Annotated in this window: 23 protein-coding genes; 22 read left to right on the forward strand and 1 reads right to left on the reverse strand. The window is 67.4% G+C overall.

From position 1 onward, the window contains the following. Positions 1-69 precede the first annotated feature (69 nt). The 4 genes from rpsL to tuf all read left to right on the forward strand — a co-directional run bounded on the left by rpsL (position 70) and on the right by tuf (position 4,442). Entirely contained in the window at positions 70-444 is a 375-nt protein-coding gene (gene rpsL, locus V1351_RS02745) for a 30S ribosomal protein S12 (protein WP_185990544.1), read from the forward strand. Then, on the forward strand, positions 444-914 hold the full coding sequence (gene rpsG, locus V1351_RS02750) for a 30S ribosomal protein S7 (protein ID WP_338750491.1): 471 nt from the start codon (positions 444-446) through the stop codon (positions 912-914). Before rpsL ends, rpsG begins: the two co-directional genes overlap by 1 nt. Before the next feature lie 113 nt (positions 915-1,027). Continuing rightward, positions 1,028-3,145: an elongation factor G gene (fusA, locus tag V1351_RS02755; RefSeq protein ID WP_338750493.1), complete on the forward strand. Its 2,118-nt coding sequence runs from the start codon at positions 1,028-1,030 to the stop codon at positions 3,143-3,145. 103 nt (positions 3,146-3,248) lie between these two features. Further along, the gene (gene tuf, locus V1351_RS02760) at positions 3,249-4,442 is read left to right on the forward strand and encodes an elongation factor Tu (RefSeq protein WP_338750495.1); all 1,194 of its coding nucleotides are present in this window, start codon (positions 3,249-3,251) and stop codon (positions 4,440-4,442) included. Between the two features lie 78 nt (positions 4,443-4,520). Here the strand turns inward: tuf and V1351_RS02765 are convergent, their stop codons facing one another. After that, positions 4,521-5,192: a helix-turn-helix transcriptional regulator gene (locus V1351_RS02765; RefSeq protein WP_338750497.1), complete on the reverse strand. Its 672-nt coding sequence runs from the start codon at positions 5,190-5,192 to the stop codon at positions 4,521-4,523. A 9-nt stretch (positions 5,193-5,201) separates the two neighbouring features. Here V1351_RS02765 and V1351_RS02770 point away from each other — a divergent pair, with 9 nt between their 5' ends. The 18 genes from V1351_RS02770 (at position 5,202) to V1351_RS02855 (ending at position 15,018) form a co-directional block, all read left to right on the forward strand. After that, positions 5,202-5,774, forward strand: coding sequence for a LuxR C-terminal-related transcriptional regulator (locus tag V1351_RS02770; protein ID WP_338750499.1), 573 nt, complete (start codon positions 5,202-5,204; stop codon positions 5,772-5,774). A 164-nt stretch (positions 5,775-5,938) separates the two neighbouring features. Further along, entirely contained in the window at positions 5,939-6,457 is a 519-nt protein-coding gene (locus V1351_RS02775) for a hypothetical protein (RefSeq protein WP_338750501.1), read from the forward strand. 130 nt (positions 6,458-6,587) lie between these two features. Then, complete coding sequence (locus V1351_RS02780; RefSeq protein ID WP_338750503.1) at positions 6,588-7,697, forward strand: YihY/virulence factor BrkB family protein; 1,110 nt, start codon at positions 6,588-6,590, stop codon at positions 7,695-7,697. 355 nt (positions 7,698-8,052) lie between these two features. Next, positions 8,053-8,361: a 30S ribosomal protein S10 gene (rpsJ, locus tag V1351_RS02785; RefSeq protein WP_185990536.1), complete on the forward strand. Its 309-nt coding sequence runs from the start codon at positions 8,053-8,055 to the stop codon at positions 8,359-8,361. Positions 8,362-8,390: 29 nt separating this feature from the next. Further along, positions 8,391-9,035 carry a 50S ribosomal protein L3 gene (gene rplC / locus V1351_RS02790; protein ID WP_338752434.1) on the forward strand — a complete coding sequence of 215 codons (645 nt, stop codon included), beginning with the start codon at positions 8,391-8,393 and terminating at the stop codon, positions 9,033-9,035. A 1-nt stretch (position 9,036) separates the two neighbouring features. After that, positions 9,037-9,678, forward strand: coding sequence for a 50S ribosomal protein L4 (rplD, locus tag V1351_RS02795; protein ID WP_338750505.1), 642 nt, complete (start codon positions 9,037-9,039; stop codon positions 9,676-9,678). Further along, positions 9,675-9,989: a 50S ribosomal protein L23 gene (gene rplW / locus V1351_RS02800; protein ID WP_422389000.1), complete on the forward strand. Its 315-nt coding sequence runs from the start codon at positions 9,675-9,677 to the stop codon at positions 9,987-9,989. The genes rplD and rplW overlap by 4 nt, the downstream gene beginning before the upstream one ends. A 22-nt stretch (positions 9,990-10,011) precedes the next feature. After that, positions 10,012-10,848 (forward strand): 50S ribosomal protein L2, encoded by an 837-nt coding sequence (rplB, locus tag V1351_RS02805; RefSeq protein ID WP_338750507.1) that lies wholly within the window; start codon positions 10,012-10,014, stop codon positions 10,846-10,848. A 15-nt stretch (positions 10,849-10,863) separates the two neighbouring features. Then, positions 10,864-11,145: a 30S ribosomal protein S19 gene (gene rpsS, locus V1351_RS02810; RefSeq protein WP_338750509.1), complete on the forward strand. Its 282-nt coding sequence runs from the start codon at positions 10,864-10,866 to the stop codon at positions 11,143-11,145. Continuing rightward, positions 11,145-11,555, forward strand: a complete 411-nt coding sequence (gene rplV, locus V1351_RS02815) for a 50S ribosomal protein L22 (protein ID WP_338750511.1) — start codon at positions 11,145-11,147, stop codon at positions 11,553-11,555. Before rpsS ends, rplV begins: the two co-directional genes overlap by 1 nt. Next, a complete protein-coding gene (rpsC, locus tag V1351_RS02820) occupies positions 11,555-12,379 on the forward strand; it encodes a 30S ribosomal protein S3 (RefSeq protein ID WP_338750513.1) in 825 nt (274 codons plus the stop codon). The genes rplV and rpsC overlap by 1 nt, the downstream gene beginning before the upstream one ends. Before the next feature lies 1 nt (position 12,380). Continuing rightward, positions 12,381-12,800: a 50S ribosomal protein L16 gene (rplP, locus tag V1351_RS02825; RefSeq protein WP_185990531.1), complete on the forward strand. Its 420-nt coding sequence runs from the start codon at positions 12,381-12,383 to the stop codon at positions 12,798-12,800. Beyond that, positions 12,800-13,060 (forward strand): 50S ribosomal protein L29, encoded by a 261-nt coding sequence (gene rpmC / locus V1351_RS02830; protein ID WP_422389001.1) that lies wholly within the window; start codon positions 12,800-12,802, stop codon positions 13,058-13,060. The genes rplP and rpmC overlap by 1 nt, the downstream gene beginning before the upstream one ends. Continuing rightward, positions 13,057-13,341, forward strand: a complete 285-nt coding sequence (gene rpsQ / locus V1351_RS02835; protein ID WP_338750516.1) for a 30S ribosomal protein S17 — start codon at positions 13,057-13,059, stop codon at positions 13,339-13,341. Before rpmC ends, rpsQ begins: the two co-directional genes overlap by 4 nt. A 208-nt stretch (positions 13,342-13,549) precedes the next feature. After that, a complete protein-coding gene (gene rplN, locus V1351_RS02840) occupies positions 13,550-13,918 on the forward strand; it encodes a 50S ribosomal protein L14 (protein ID WP_185990529.1) in 369 nt (122 codons plus the stop codon). A 3-nt stretch (positions 13,919-13,921) separates the two neighbouring features. Beyond that, the gene (gene rplX, locus V1351_RS02845) at positions 13,922-14,260 is read left to right on the forward strand and encodes a 50S ribosomal protein L24 (RefSeq protein WP_338750518.1); all 339 of its coding nucleotides are present in this window, start codon (positions 13,922-13,924) and stop codon (positions 14,258-14,260) included. A 1-nt stretch (position 14,261) separates the two neighbouring features. Continuing rightward, entirely contained in the window at positions 14,262-14,831 is a 570-nt protein-coding gene (rplE, locus tag V1351_RS02850) for a 50S ribosomal protein L5 (RefSeq protein WP_338750520.1), read from the forward strand. A 1-nt stretch (position 14,832) separates the two neighbouring features. After that, the gene (locus V1351_RS02855; RefSeq protein ID WP_007924699.1) at positions 14,833-15,018 is read left to right on the forward strand and encodes a type Z 30S ribosomal protein S14; all 186 of its coding nucleotides are present in this window, start codon (positions 14,833-14,835) and stop codon (positions 15,016-15,018) included. The last annotated feature ends 21 nt before the right edge of the window (positions 15,019-15,039 follow it).

Raw genomic sequence — 15,039 nt, forward strand, 5'->3', positions numbered from 1 at the left:
TCCAAGGAGCGTCGTCCGGGTCTCGGCCCGGCGGGCGCAGACAACATCACCGAACGTACGGAGTACAGGTTGCCTACGATCAACCAGCTGGTCCGCAAGGGCCGGCACGACAAGACGACGAAGAACGCGACGCCTGCGCTCAAGGGCTCGCCGCAGCGTCGTGGGGTGTGTACGCGTGTGTACACCACCACCCCCAAGAAGCCGAACTCTGCCCTGCGCAAGGTCGCCCGCGTGCGCCTGACCAGCGGCATCGAGGTCACGGCCTACATCCCGGGCGTCGGCCACAACCTGCAGGAGCACTCGATCGTGCTCGTGCGCGGTGGTCGTGTGAAGGACCTCCCCGGTGTCCGTTACAAGATCGTGCGCGGCTCGCTCGACACCCAGGGTGTCAAGGGCCGTCAGCAGGCTCGCAGCCGCTACGGCGCCAAGAAGGAGAAGAAGTAATGCCTCGCAAGGGTCCCGCTCCCAAGCGCCCGCTCGTCATCGACCCCGTCTACCAGTCTCCGTTGGTGACCCAGCTGGTCAACAAGATCCTCACGGACGGCAAGAAGTCCATCGCCGAAGCGATCGTCTACGACGCGCTCGAGGGTTGCCGTGAGAAGACCGGCACCGACCCGGTCCAGACGCTCAAGCGCGCCCTGGACAACGTCAAGCCCTCCCTGGAGGTCAAGTCCCGCCGCGTCGGTGGTGCGACCTACCAGGTCCCGATCGAGGTCAAGCCCGGCCGCGCGACGACCCTGTCGCTGCGCTGGCTCGTGGGTTACTCGCGTCAGCGTCGGGAGAAGACGATGACCGAGCGACTCATGAACGAGATCCTCGACGCGAGCAACGGCCTCGGTGCCGCGGTGAAGCGTCGCGAGGACACCCACAAGATGGCCGAGTCCAACAAGGCCTTCGCGCACTACCGCTGGTGACAGCAGGTCGGGGCCGGCCACACCGTCGGCCCCGACCCACCCGCCCGATCCGGGCGAGGGACAACCCGCCCGACCGGGCAGACACGACCGCAACGAGCGAGATGAGATAACGAGTGGCACAGGACGTCCTGACGGACCTGACCAAGGTCCGAAACATCGGCATCATGGCGCACATCGACGCCGGCAAGACGACGACGACTGAGCGCATCCTCTTCTACACCGGGGTCAACCACAAGCTCGGTGAGACCCACGACGGTGCCTCCACCACCGACTGGATGGAGCAGGAGAAGGAGCGCGGCATCACGATCACCTCCGCCGCGGTCACCTCCTTCTGGGACGACACCCAGATCAACATCATCGACACCCCCGGCCACGTCGACTTCACCGTCGAGGTGGAGCGCTCGCTGCGCGTCCTCGACGGCGCCGTCGCGGTCTTCGACGGCAAGGAGGGCGTCGAGCCCCAGTCCGAGACGGTCTGGCGCCAGGCGGACAAGTACGACGTCCCCCGCATCGCCTTCGTCAACAAGATGGACAAGCTCGGTGCCGACTTCTACTTCACCGTGCAGACCATCAAGGACCGCCTCGGTGCGGAGCCGCTGGTCATGCAGCTGCCGATCGGCGCCGAGAGCGACTTCATCGGTGTCGTCGACCTGATCGCCATGAAGGCGCTCGTGTGGGAGGGCGACGCCAAGGGCGACGTCAGCCTCGGTGCCGCCTACGAGACCCGCGAGATCCCCGAGGACCTGCAGGCCAAGGCCGAGGAGTACCGCAACCTCATCGTCGAGCGCGTCGCCGAGTCCGATGACGAGCTCATGGAGAAGTACCTCGGTGGCGAGGAGCTGACCAACGACGAGCTCAAGGCCGGCATCCGCAAGCTGACCGTCAACTCCGAGCTCTACCCGATCTTCTGTGGCTCCGCCTTCAAGAACCGCGGTGTCCAGCCGATCCTCGACGCCGTGCGCGACTACCTGCCGAGCCCACTGGACGTCCCGCCGATGGAGGGTCACGCCCCCAACGACGAGGAGACCGCGGTCCTGCGCAAGCCGAGCACCGAGGAGCCCTTCTCGGCGCTGGCGTTCAAGATCGCAGCGCACCCGTTCTTCGGCACGCTGACCTTCATCCGCGTCTACTCGGGCAAGATCGTGCCGGGCACGCAGATCGTCAACTCCACCAAGGGCAAGAAGGAGCGCATCGGGAAGCTCTTCCAGATGCACGCCAACAAGGAGAACCCGGTCGAGGAGGCGATGGCGGGCCACATCTACGCCGTCATCGGACTGAAGGAGGTCACCACCGGTGACACCCTCAGCGACGCCGCCAACCCGGTGATCCTCGAGTCGATGTCCTTCCCCGCGCCGGTCATCCAGGTGGCCATCGAGCCCAAGACCAAGGGCGACCAGGAGAAGCTGGGCAGCGCGATCCAGCGCCTCGTCGCCGAGGACCCGACCTTCCAGGTCTCCCTCGACGAGGAGACGGGCCAGACGATCATCGCCGGCATGGGTGAGCTCCACCTCGATGTCTTCGTCGACCGGATGAAGCGCGAGTTCAAGGTCGAGGCGAACATCGGCAAGCCGCAGGTCGCCTACCGCGAGACCATCCGCAAGACGGTCGAGAAGTTCGACTACACGCACAAGAAGCAGACCGGTGGTTCGGGCCAGTTCGCGAAGGTCCAGCTGACCTTCGAGCCGCTGGACACCACGGAGGACGGTGAGCTCTACGAGTTCAAGAACTCCGTCACCGGTGGCCGCATCCCGCGTGAGTTCATTCCCAGCGTCGATGCCGGCATCCAGGACGCCATGCAGTACGGCGTCCTCGCCGGCTACCCGGTCGTGGGCGTCAAGGCGACCCTGCTCGACGGACAGTTCCACGACGTCGACTCCTCGGAGATGGCGTTCAAGATCGCGGGCTCGATGGCCTTCAAGGAGGCCGCCCGCAAGGCTGAGCCGGTCCTGATGGAGCCGATGATGCGCGTCGAGGTGCGTACGCCCGAGGACTACATGGGTGACGTCATCGGCGACATCAACTCACGTCGCGGCCAGGTCCAGTCCATGGAGGACGTCAGCGGTGCGAAGGTCGTCACCGGCCTCGTCCCCCTGTCGGAGATGTTCGGCTACGTCGGTGACCTGCGGTCGAAGACCCAGGGCCGGGCGAACTACTCCATGGAGTTCGACTCGTACGCCGAGGTTCCCAAGAGCGTCGCCGAGGAGATCATCAAGAAGGTTCGTGGTGAGTGACCGGTAGCATTGCCGGAATCCCACCCCGATAGCACGACCAACCACAATCCACGCCACCCTGCCGGGCAAAGGCGTAACCGAGAAGTCCTGAGGAGGACACACAGTGGCGAAGGCAAAGTTCGAGCGGAGCAAGCCGCACGTCAACATCGGCACCATCGGTCACATCGACCATGGCAAGACGACGCTGACGGCTGCCATTTCCAAGGTTCTGGCGGACAAGTTCCCGGAGCTGAACAAGGCGGCGGGCTTCGACATGATCGACAACGCGCCGGAGGAGAAGCAGCGCGGAATCACGATCAACGTCTCGCACCAGGAGTACCAGACGGAGCAGCGCCACTACGCGCACGTCGACGCCCCGGGGCACGCTGACTACGTCAAGAACATGATCACCGGTGCCGCCCAGATGGACGGCGCGATCCTCGTGGTCGCTGCCACCGACGGCCCGATGCCGCAGACGAAGGAGCACGTCCTCCTGGCTCGCCAGGTCGGCGTCCCCTACGTCCTCGTGGCACTCAACAAGTGCGACATGGTCGACGACGAGGAGATCATGGAGCTCGTCGAGATGGAGGTCCGCGAGCTGCTGTCCTCCTACGACTTCCCGGGCGACGACGTCCCGGTCGTCAAGGTCTCGGCGCTCAAGGCGCTCGAGGGTGACGAGAAGTGGGGCGAGTCGATCATGGAGCTGATGAACGCGGTCGACGAGTACGTTCCGACCCCGGACCGTGACCTCGACAAGCCCTTCATGATGCCGATCGAGGACGTCTTCACGATCACCGGTCGTGGCACCGTCGTCACCGGTCGTATCGAGCGCGGCGTCCTCAAGGTCAACGAGGAGGTCGAGATCGTCGGCATCAAGGAGCAGAAGCAGACCACCACGGTCACCGGCATCGAGATGTTCCGCAAGCTCCTCGACGAGGGCCAGGCCGGCGAGAACGTCGGGCTGCTGCTCCGCGGCACCAAGCGTGAGGACGTCGAGCGCGGGCAGGTCATCTGCAAGCCGGGCTCGATCACCCCGCACACCGAGTTCGAGGCTCAGGTCTACATCCTCTCCAAGGAGGAGGGCGGCCGTCACACGCCGTTCTACGACTCCTACCGTCCGCAGTTCTACTTCCGCACGACCGACGTCACCGGCGTCGTCACGCTGCCGGAGGGCACCGAGATGGTCATGCCGGGCGACAACACCGACATGACGGTTTCGCTGATCCAGCCGATCGCCATGGAAGAGGGCCTGCAGTTCAACATCCGCGAGGGTGGCCGCACCGTCGGCGCCGGTCGCGTCACCAAGATCGTCAAGTGATTTTGGGCTGACCCCGGTCAGCACACCGAAGGGCCCGCTTTCCCGTCAGGGGAGGCGGGCCCTTCGCCGTGCCAGTGGTCAGGCGCGGGAGGCAGCTGTCCACACGGCCGGGTCGAGGAACCAGCCGTCCGCGACCAGGGCCGCCCGCAGCGCCGCACGCCCGTGGGTGTCGTGCCCCAGCGCTCGGTACCGGGCACGACCGCGCGCGAGGTGGCTGCGCACGGTCTCGGTGCGAAGGGAGAGCACCCGGCCGAGGTGCGCGGGCGAGTGTCCGCGGGTGGAGGCGTACAGGCTGAGCACCTGCAGCTCCCGATCGGTGAGCTCGGCCGAGCACGGGGGAGCAGGGGCGGGCCGCGCGTGTTCCGGGATGCGACCGGAGGCCACCTCCCGGATCGTGCGGGCGGTCGTGGTGAGCCCGTTGGTCGGCTCGATCCACGCGCGGGCACCCTCCGCACCGCATCGGCGGGCGAAGGGGGTCTCGCGCCCCGGTCCGAGGACGACGGGCACGGAGCCGAGACGGCGCAGGGCCCGGACCTTCAGCGGCAGCGGTACGTGGTCGTCCAGGAGTGCGTGGATCACGACGACGTCACCGGCGAAGTCCCAATCCCTGCGGAAATCCGTCCACGAGTGCACGGTGGTCTCCACCCGCACCGGAGCCGGGCCGCCACGCAGCTCGCGACGCAGGGCCGTCGTCACCACCGGTGAGGTGTGCACCAAAGGCCGACCCGTGGCGGAGTGGTCATCGGGCACGATGTTGTCATGCCGCAGCCCGTCTCGCCCGTCGTCTGGTCGTCGTTGCCGCTGCACGCCGACTCGCTGGTGGCCGTCCTGCGGGAGGCCGGGGAGCGGGCCGGTGTCGTCGCTGCGCCTGCGGACGCCGAGGAGGTCCTCGTGGCCACGGTCGACGCTCCGGGCCTGGGGACCGTCCTCCGGCGTCGCTCGCAGGTGGGGCGGCCAACGATCGTCTGGGGCGGGACCGTGTCGGCGGCGCGGGCCGCCGCACTCAGGGACGCCGGGGCCAACGCCTACGTGAGTGCACTCGCCCTGCCGCGGGACCTCGTGGACGTGGTGCGTCGGGTCCGACAGGGCGAGGATGTGCCGTGGCCGGAGTCGAGGCCCGTGGTGGCCCTGACACGTCGGGAGCACGAGACAGCACTGGCCTACCTCGTCACGGAGGCTGATCGGACCCGGGCCGAGGTGGCGCGGGGTCTGGGCATCAGCGAGCGCACGCTGAAGGTGCACATCGCTCGGGTCCGGCAGAAGGTGGGACACGTGGGCACGTCCACCCGGGAGGGACTCCGCCACGAATTGTCCACGCATGGCTGGGTGTAATTAGTCCTTTTGGGTGAAGTGCGTGGGTTCGCGTTCAGGGAACCCTAAGGTCGCTTCTGGCGACTGGACAGGAAGTCGCCGGGGGAGGCCCCCGCATCGAACGCGCCGTCGCATCCGAGCGCGGCGACCCACGCACCGCGCCTGTCCGCAGAAGGAATCGCCACGTGACTTCTCAGATCACCAGCCCCTCCCGCCGCTCCGTCGCGAAGGGTGCCGCCTGGGCGGTCCCGGCCGTCGCCGTCGCCGCCGCCGCCCCGTCGCTCGCTGCCTCGAATGCGGAGTGCTCCGGTACTGAACTCATCCTCGGCGTGGAAAACTGTCGGTTGATCGGTCTCCTGTCGCCGGTGGCCAGCTTCACGATTACCAACCCTTCGACCTCCGGATGCACCGTTCCGGCCGGTACGCCCGTCTCCTTGACCGGGGGTGCGTTGGCGTCGATCGGTGTACCCGCCCTGATCCAGCTCAACGCCGGTGTTCTCACCTTCGGTTCGGATATCGGTAGCGCGACGCTGGCCAATGACCTTGCTCCCGGCGATTCGGTGCCGGTCCGCGTCTTCCCGGACGGACTGAACATCAACGTGCTCGGCACCTACACCATGGGCATCCTGGGCGCTTCCGCGAGCTTCACGCTGGCTGCTGGTGCCGGGCCTCTCTTGAGCGTCTGCACGTCACCCAACGACTGATCATGTCTCCGCGAGCGCCCGCCGTCCGGTTTCGGTCGGCGGGCGCTCGCGTGTGCACAGGGCGGGGGAGCCCCCTTCGCCGTAGGGTGAGCACGAACGCCACACCCCGAGCACGAAGGACTATGCCCTCATGGCCACCGAGGTCCCCGCCCCCGAGACGGGGGGAGACGTCGTCGTCGCCTCCGAGCTGCCCGAGCGCGCGCCCCTGCGCACGCTGCCGCTGCGTCACTGGCGCTTCGCGCTCAAGCGGGCGTTGAAGCAGTTCACCAACGACGGATGCACGGACCTCGCGGCGGCCCTGACCTACTTCTCGGTGCTGTCGATCTTCCCGGCGATGCTGGCCCTCGTCTCCATCCTCGGCCTCGTCGGCGAGCCCGAGCAGACCAAGAAGACCGTGCTGGACGTCATCGAGCAGCTCAGCCAGGGCACCGGCGGCAGGGCGATCGACACGATCTCCGGGCTGCTGGACCAGATGGTCAACTCCCCAGCGGCCGGCGTCGGCCTCGTCGTCGGTCTCGGTGGTGCCCTGTGGACCGCGTCCGGGTACGTCGGCGCCTTCGGTCGCGCGCTGAACCGGGTGTACGGCGTGGAGGAGGGCCGTAGCTTCATCAAGTTGCGGCCCATCCGGCTCGGCATCACGGCCGTGCTGTTGATCCTGGCGGCGGTCTCCGTGCTGGCCATCGCCGTCAGCGGCGACCTGGCCCGCGTCATCGGAGAGGCCATCGGGCTCGGGGATGCTGCGGTGACGACGTGGAACCTCGCGAAGTGGCCGGTGCTCCTGCTCATCGCGATCTTCATGACCGGGCTGCTCTACTTCGCGACGCCGAACGTTCAGCGTCCCTTCCGCTGGCTCAGCCCGGGCGCGGCGGTGGCGATCATCGTGGCGATCATCGCCTCGCTCGGCTTCTTCTTCTACGTCTCGAACTTCGCCTCCTACAATGCGACCTACGGTTCCCTCGCCGGCGTCATCGTCTTCCTCCTGTGGCTGTGGATCGTCAACAACGTGCTGCTCTTCGGGGCGGAGTTCGACGTCGAGCTCGAGCGTTCGCGCCAGCTGCGTGTCGGCGAGGCGGCCGAGGGAGGCCTGATCCTCCCCGTGCGTGACTCGACGAAGTCCGACGCGGCGGCCAAGAAGAACGAGGCCGACCTCGAGCAGGCCCGGGCCCTGCGCATCCAGGGGCTGCACGACCACGGCAAGTCCGCGGCCGACCTCGCCGATGAGGAGATTCGCCGGGTCTGACCCGGCCGGCCCCCGTCGCCGGCGCTCCCGCGTCCCTCGATTTGGACTGCGGTCGCGCGCTCTGGCACACTGTTCAGGTTGCTTGTTGAGCGGTAACGCCATGACCGGATTTGCCCTGGTCGCGGTGGTTGCCGACACCCCGATGACAACGCATCGAACCGCGTGCTGCGTGGGGCGACACATCGGACGAGAGCAAGATCCGGTTCGACCGGGTCATCGACCAGACCGCACGACATGGCTCCTGAGCCCGTCGTCGGGCCGCGGAGCGGGTGCGACACACCCGACCGCGTGGGTCGGAGATCCGACTGGACCCACACAGACCAGGCAAGACGGCGAGAGAGAGACGGAAGCACAGATGGCGGGACAGAAGATCCGCATCCGGTTGAAGTCGTATGACCACGAGGTCATCGACAACTCGGCGCGAAAGATCGTCGACACCGTGACCCGTGCCGGCGCGACGGTTATCGGCCCCGTGCCGCTGCCGACGGAGAAGAACGTGTTCTGCGTCATCCGGTCGCCGCACAAGTACAAGGACAGCCGCGAGCACTTCGAGATGCGCACCCACAAGCGCCTCATCGACATCATCGACCCGACGCCCAAGGCCGTCGACTCGCTGATGCGTCTCGACCTCCCGGCTGACGTCAACATCGAGATCAAGCTCTGATCCGGGAGAGACGAGACATGACCACCACCATGACCAAGACCGTCAAGGGCGTCCTCGGCGAGAAGCTCGGCATGACGCAGGTCTGGGACGAGGAGAACCGCCTCGTCCCCGTGACCGTCGTCCAGGCCGGGCCCTGCGTCGTCACCCAGATCCGCACCACCGAGACCGACGGCTACGAGGCCGTCCAGCTCGCCTACGGCGCGATCGACCCCCGCAAGGTCAACCAGCCCACCAGCGGTCACTTCGCCAAGGCCGGCGCCACCCCGCGCCGTCACCTCGTCGAGCTGCGCACGAGCGACGCCTCCGAGTACACCCTCGGTCAGGAAGTCACTGTCGATCTCTTCGAGGTCGGCCAGGAGATCGACGTCACCGGCACGACCAAGGGCAAGGGCTTCGCGGGCGTCATGAAGCGCCACGGGTTCCACGGTGTCGGCGCCTCCCACGGTGCGCACCGCAACCACCGCAAGCCCGGCTCGATCGGTGGCTGCGCCACCCCGGGTCGCGTCTTCAAGGGGATGCGCATGGCCGGCCGCATGGGCGGCGAGCGCCAGACCACCCAGAACCTCACGATCCACGCGATCGACGCCGACAAGGGCCTGCTGCTGGTCAAGGGCGCCGTCCCCGGCGCCCGCGGCGGCATCGTCCTCGTCCGCGCCTCAGCGAAGGGAGCCTGACGTGCCGACCATCGACATCATCAGCCCGCAGGGCTCGGCCTCCGGCACCGTCGAGCTGCCTGCCGAGGTCTTCGACGTGGAGGTCAACGTCCCGTTGATCCACCAGGTCGTCGTCGCCCAGCAGGCGGCTGCCCGTCGGGGCACGCACAAGACCAAGACCCGTGCCGAGGTCCGCGGCGGCGGCATCAAGCCCTACCGCCAGAAGGGGACCGGCCGCGCCCGCCAGGGTTCGATCCGGGCACCGCAGTTCGCCGGTGGTGGCACCGTCCACGGCCCGCAGCCGCGTGACTACGGACAGCGCACCCCCAAGAAGATGAAGGCGGCCGCCCTGCGCGGAGCCCTCTCGGACCGGGCGCGCCACGGTCGCATCCACGTCCTCAGCACGCTCCTGGAGGGCGACACCCCGTCGACGAAGGGCGTCACGTCCGTCCTCGGCGGTCTGACCGAGCGCAAGAACCTGCTCGTCGTGATCGAGCGCGGCAACGTGACCGCGTGGAAGTCGGTGCGCAACCTCGTCGACGTCCACGTCCTCTTCGCTGACCAGCTCAACACCTACGACGTGCTCTGCGCCGACGACATCGTCTTCACCCAGGCGGCGCTCGAGGGCTTCCTCGCGCCCAAGACAGAGGGGACTGCCAAGTGAGCCAGATCAGTTCTGCGTCCCAGACCAAGGACCCGCGCGACATCCTCATCCGTCCCGTGGTGTCCGAGAAGTCCTACGGCCTGCTCGACGACGGGAAGTACACCTTCATCGTCGACCCGCGGGCGAACAAGACGGAGATCAAGATCGCCGTCGAGCAGATCTTCGACGTCAAGGTCGACTCCGTGCACACCATGAACCGAGTCGGCAAGGCCCGACGCACGCGGTTCGGCACCGGTAAGCGCAAGGACACGAAGCGCGCGATCGTCACCCTCCGCGAGGGCACGATCGACATCTTCGGCGGCCAGGGCTGACGGAGAGGACAAGGAAGAACCAATGGGTATCCGCAAGTACAAGCCGACCACTCCCGGTCGCCGCGCCAGCTCCGTCGCCGACTTCGTCGAGGTCACTCGTGACACGCCGGAGAAGTCGCTGGTCCGCCCGCTGAGCAAGTCCGGTGGCCGCAACGCCTCCGGCCGCATCACCACCCGTCACATCGGTGGTGGCCACAAGCGCGCCTACCGCGTCATCGACTTCCGTCGCCACGACAAGGACGGCGTCCCCGCGAAGGTCGCGCACATCGAGTACGACCCGAACCGCACCGCCCGCATCGCGCTGCTGCACTACGCCGACGGCGAGAAGCGCTACATCCTGGCGCCGAACAAGCTCGGTCAGGGTGCGGCCGTCGAGAACGGCCCCGCCTCGGACATCAAGGTCGGCAACAACCTGCCGCTGCGCAACATCCCGGCCGGTACGACCGTCCACGCGGTCGAGCTGCGTCCGGGGGGCGGCGCCAAGCTGGCCCGGTCCGCCGGTGTCAGCATCCAGCTGCTCGCCAAGGAGGGACACCTCGCCACGCTGCGCATGCCCTCCGGTGAGGTCCGTCGGGTCGACGCGCGGTGCCGCGCCACGATCGGTCAGGTCGGCAACGCCGAGCAGACCAACATCCGCTGGGGCAAGGCCGGCCGCATGCGGTGGAAGGGCAAGCGCCCCACCGTCCGCGGTGTCGTGATGAACCCGATCGACCACCCGCACGGTGGTGGTGAGGGCCGCACGTCGGGCGGTCGCCACCCCGTCTCGCCCTGGGGCCAGCCCGAGGGTCGTACCCGGCGTCCCGGCAAGGCGAGCGACAAGCTCATCGTCCGTCGCCGCCGCACCGGCAAGAAGCGCTGATAGGAGCATTGGGACATGCCTCGTAGTTTGAAGAAGGGCCCCTTCATCGACGACCACCTCCAGAAGAAGGTGGACGTCCAGAACGAAGCGGGCAGCAAGAACGTCATCAAGACCTGGTCGCGTCGTTCGGTGATCTCGCCGGACATGCTCGGCCACACCCTCGCCGTGCACGACGGTCGCAAGCACGTCCCGGTGTTCGTCACCGAGGCGATGGTCGGCCACAAGCTCGGAGAGTTCGCCCCGACCCGCACCTTCCGCGGTCACGTGAAGGACGACAAGAAGGGACGTCGTCGCTGATGCCTGCCACCGAGACCACCGAGCAGGAGGCACTGGTCGCCCGGGCCTCCGCACGCCACGTGCGCATCACGCCGATGAAGGCGCGCCGCGTCGTCGACCTGATCCGCGGCAAGGACACCCGGACCGCGATCGCCACGCTCCAGTTCGCCCCCCAGGGTGCGTCCGAGCAGACCCTGAAGGTCCTGCAGAGCGCGATCGCCAACCTGCGTGTCAAGGCCGACGAGGTGGGGGAGCCGTTCGACGAGCGCAACCTCATCGTCACCTCGGCCTACGTCGACGAGGGTCCGACGATGAAGCGCTTCCGTCCGCGGGCCCAGGGCCGCGCCGGCCGGATCAACAAGCGCACCAGCCACATCACCGTCCTCGTGACGAGCAAGCCTGAGAAGGCCGCGAAGGGAGGGGCCCGCTGATGGGTCAGAAGATCAACCCGCACGGCTTCCGTCTGGGCATCACCAACGACCACAAGAGCCGCTGGTTCGCCGACTCCAACAAGGAGGGTCAGCGCTACCGCGACTACGTCAAGGAGGACGTGGCGATCCGGGGGCTCCTGTCCACGGGCATGGAGCGCGCCGGTATCGCCCGCGTCGAGATCGAGCGCACCCGGGACCGCGTGCGGGTGGACATCCACACCGCGCGTCCGGGCATCGTCATCGGTCGCCGTGGCGCCGAGGCGGACCGCATCCGCGGTGAGCTCGAGAAGCTCACCGGCAAGCAGGTCCAGCTGAACATCCTCGAGGTGAAGAACCCCGAGATCGAGGCCCAGCTCGTCGCCCAGGGCATCGCCGAGCAGCTCGCTGCTCGCGTGACCTTCCGTCGTGCCATGCGCAAGGGGATGCAGTCCTCCCTTCGAGCCGGCGCCAAGGGCATCCGGATCCAGTGCTCCGGTCGCCTCGGCGGTGCGGAGATGTCCCGCTCCGAGTTCTACCGCGAGGGCCGCGTGCCGCTGCACACCCTCCGCGCGAACATCGACTACGGCTTCTACGAGGCCCGCACGACCTTCGGCCGCATCGGCGTCAAGGTCTGGATCTACAAGGGCGACATGACCGAGAAGGAGTTCGCGGCCCAGCAGGCGTCCGCAGCTCCCCGTGGTCGTGGCCCACGTCGCGACCGCGACGACCGTCCCGCCCGCGCCCGGCGCGGTGGCGACCGCAGCAAGGAGGCGCCGGCCCAGGCCGCCGCCCCGGCTGACGCACCCGCCGCCGAGGCTCCGGCCAAGACCGAGGGAGAGTCCTGAGATGTTGATCCCCCGACGGGTCAAGCACCGCAAGCAGCACCACCCGAAGCGCTCGGGCATGTCGAAGGGCGGCACCGCCGTCTCCTTCGGTGACTACGGGCTCCAGGCACTGGACCCGGCCTACGTCACGAACCGTCAGATCGAGGCGGCTCGTATCGCCATGACGCGTTACATGAAGCGTGGCGGCAAGGTCTGGATCAACATCTACCCGGACCGACCGCTGACCAAGAAGCCGGCTGAGACCCGCATGGGTTCCGGTAAGGGCTCCCCGGAGTGGTGGGTGGCCAACGTCAAGCCGGGCCGGATCATGTTCGAGATCTCCGGTGTCGACGAGGACGTGGCGCGCGAGGCAATGCGCCTGGCGATGCACAAGTTGCCGATGAAGTGCCGCTTCGTCGCGCGTGAGGGTGGTGACAACTGATGGCAGTCGGATCGAAGGACCTGACCCCGGCGGACCTGCGTGAGTTGACCGATGACCGTCTGGTCGACGAGTTGCGCAAGGGCAAGGAGGAGCTGTTCAACCTCCGCTTCCAGTCGGCGACCGGCCAGCTGGACAACCACGGGCGGCTGCGCGCGGTCCGCAAGGACATCGCCCGGATCTACACCGAGATGCGTGAGCGCGAGCTGGGAATTGGAACCAGCAGCGGTTCCGCCTCGACGGGTTCCGGTGAGGCGAAGTGAGCGAGAACGTGAAGGAAGACACCGTGACCACCCGTAATGACCGCAAGACGCGGCGCGGCTACGTCGTCAGCGACAAGATGGACAAGACCGTCGTCGTCGAGGTCGAGGACCGCGTCAAGCACGCCCTGTACGGCAAGGTCATGCGCCGGACCGAGAAGGTCAAGGCGCACGACGAGCAGAACACCGCCGGCATCGGCGACCACGTGCTCATCATGGAGACCCGGCCGTTGTCGGCCACCAAGCGCTGGCGCCTGGTCGAGGTCCTCGAGAAGGCCAAGTAATCCGTCCAAGGGGACGTCGTCGCCCCGGGTGCCCCCGCTCGTTGTCGTGGGACGCCTTCGGGGGACCAGTCCCCGCCGGGCCCTGCGGGGCCCACTGGACGAAGGGGGTCATCGCCCCCTTCGTCCACACAGACCGAAAGTCCAGTTCGGCAAGGCTCCACCCGAGCAACCTCGGGCAGGAGAACCAGCACGACGACAGGAGTGAGAAGTGATCCAGCAGGAGTCGCGACTGCGCGTCGCCGACAACACCGGTGCCAAGGAGATCTTGTGCATCCGCGTGCTCGGTGGCTCCGGCCGCCGGTACGCCGGCGTCGGCGACACCATCGTCGCCACCGTCAAGGACGCCATCCCGGGCGGCAACGTCAAGAAGGGCGACATCGTCAAGGCGGTCATCGTCCGCACGACCAAGGAGAGCCGCCGCGTCGACGGTTCGTACATCAAGTTCGACGAGAACGCAGCCGTCATCCTCAAGGCTGATGGCGAGCCGCGCGGGACGCGCATCTTCGGGCCGGTCGGCCGCGAACTTCGCGACAAGAAGTTCATGAAGATCGTCTCGCTCGCACCGGAGGTGATCTGACCCATGAGCAAGCTCAAGATCAAGAAGGGCGACCTCGTCCAGGTCCTGTCCGGCAAGGACAAGGGTCTGCAGGGCAAGGTCATCTCGGTCAACACCGAGACCCAGCGCGTCGTGGTCGAGGGTGTCCAGCGGGTCACCCGCCACACCAAGGCCGGCATGGGCGGCCAGGCCGGCGGCCTGGTCGTCACCGAGGCGCCGATCCACGTGAGCAACGTGGCCATCGTCGACCCGGAGGAGAACAAGCCGACCCGCATCAGGACCCGCGTCGAGTCCGTCGAGCGCGACGGGCGCACCAAGGCGAGCCGCACCCGCGTCGCGGTGCGCTCGGGCAAGGACCTCTGAGATGACTGACACCATGACCAGCACCGAGACCCCGCGACTGAAGGCAAAGTACGCCGAGACGGTCGTCGGGCAGCTCAACGAGCAGTTCGGCTACACCAACCCGATGCAGGTTCCCCGCGTCGTGAAGGTCGTCGTGAACATGGGCGTCGGTGACGCCGCCAAGGACAGCAAGCTGATCGAGGGCGCCATCCGCGACCTGACCGCCATCACCGGGCAGAAGCCGCAGGTGACCAAGGCCCGCAAGTCCATCGCGCAGTTCAAGCTGCGCGAAGGCATGCCGATCGGGACGCACGCCACCCTGCGTGGCGCACGCATGTGGGAGTTCCTCGACCGGCTCACGTCGGTCGCGCTTCCCCGCATCCGTGACTTCCGTGGCCTGAACCCGAAGCAGTTCGACGGCAACGGCAACTACACCTTCGGTCTGAACGAGCAGTCGATGTTCCACGAGATCAACCAGGACAAGATCGACCGCGTCCGCGGCATGGACATCACCGTGGTCACGACCGCGACGAATGACGACGAGGGCCGCGCGCTGCTGAAGGCGCTGGGCTTCCCCTTCAAGGAGAACTGAGATGGCCAAGACCGCCCTGATCAACAAGGCCAACAAGAAGCCGAAGTTCAAGGTCCGCGGGTACACGCGGTGCCAGCGCTGCGGCCGGCCGCACTCGGTCTACCGCAAGTTCGGCCTGTGCCGTGTGTGCCTTCGTGAGATGGCGCACCGCGGTGAGCTTCCCGGCGTGACCAAGTCCAGCTGGTAATCACTCGCTCGGGGGGTCCCG

The organism is Janibacter sp. A1S7 (assembly GCF_037198315.1).
Classification (GTDB): Bacteria; Actinomycetota; Actinomycetes; order Actinomycetales; family Dermatophilaceae; genus Janibacter; species Janibacter alittae.

Excerpts from the sequence above, each read along its gene's own strand:
- rpsG (WP_338750491.1), top strand. The coding sequence starts at position 444 with ATGCCTCGCAAGGGTCCCGCTCCCAAGCGCCCGCTCGTCATCGACCCC.
- V1351_RS02770 (WP_338750499.1), top strand. The coding sequence starts at position 5,202 with ATGCCGCAGCCCGTCTCGCCCGTCGTCTGGTCGTCGTTGCCGCTGCAC.
- V1351_RS02780 (WP_338750503.1), top strand. The coding sequence starts at position 6,588 with ATGGCCACCGAGGTCCCCGCCCCCGAGACGGGGGGAGACGTCGTCGTC.
- rpsJ (WP_185990536.1), top strand. The coding sequence starts at position 8,053 with ATGGCGGGACAGAAGATCCGCATCCGGTTGAAGTCGTATGACCACGAG.
- rplC (WP_338752434.1), top strand. The coding sequence starts at position 8,391 with ATGACCAAGACCGTCAAGGGCGTCCTCGGCGAGAAGCTCGGCATGACG.
- rplB (WP_338750507.1), top strand. The coding sequence starts at position 10,012 with ATGGGTATCCGCAAGTACAAGCCGACCACTCCCGGTCGCCGCGCCAGC.
- rpsS (WP_338750509.1), top strand. The coding sequence starts at position 10,864 with ATGCCTCGTAGTTTGAAGAAGGGCCCCTTCATCGACGACCACCTCCAG.
- rplV (WP_338750511.1), top strand. The coding sequence starts at position 11,145 with ATGCCTGCCACCGAGACCACCGAGCAGGAGGCACTGGTCGCCCGGGCC.
- rpsC (WP_338750513.1), top strand. The coding sequence starts at position 11,555 with ATGGGTCAGAAGATCAACCCGCACGGCTTCCGTCTGGGCATCACCAAC.
- rplP (WP_185990531.1), top strand. The coding sequence starts at position 12,381 with ATGTTGATCCCCCGACGGGTCAAGCACCGCAAGCAGCACCACCCGAAG.
- rpmC (WP_422389001.1), top strand. The coding sequence starts at position 12,800 with ATGGCAGTCGGATCGAAGGACCTGACCCCGGCGGACCTGCGTGAGTTG.
- rplX (WP_338750518.1), top strand. The coding sequence starts at position 13,922 with ATGAGCAAGCTCAAGATCAAGAAGGGCGACCTCGTCCAGGTCCTGTCC.
- rplE (WP_338750520.1), top strand. The coding sequence starts at position 14,262 with ATGACTGACACCATGACCAGCACCGAGACCCCGCGACTGAAGGCAAAG.
- V1351_RS02855 (WP_007924699.1), top strand. The coding sequence starts at position 14,833 with ATGGCCAAGACCGCCCTGATCAACAAGGCCAACAAGAAGCCGAAGTTC.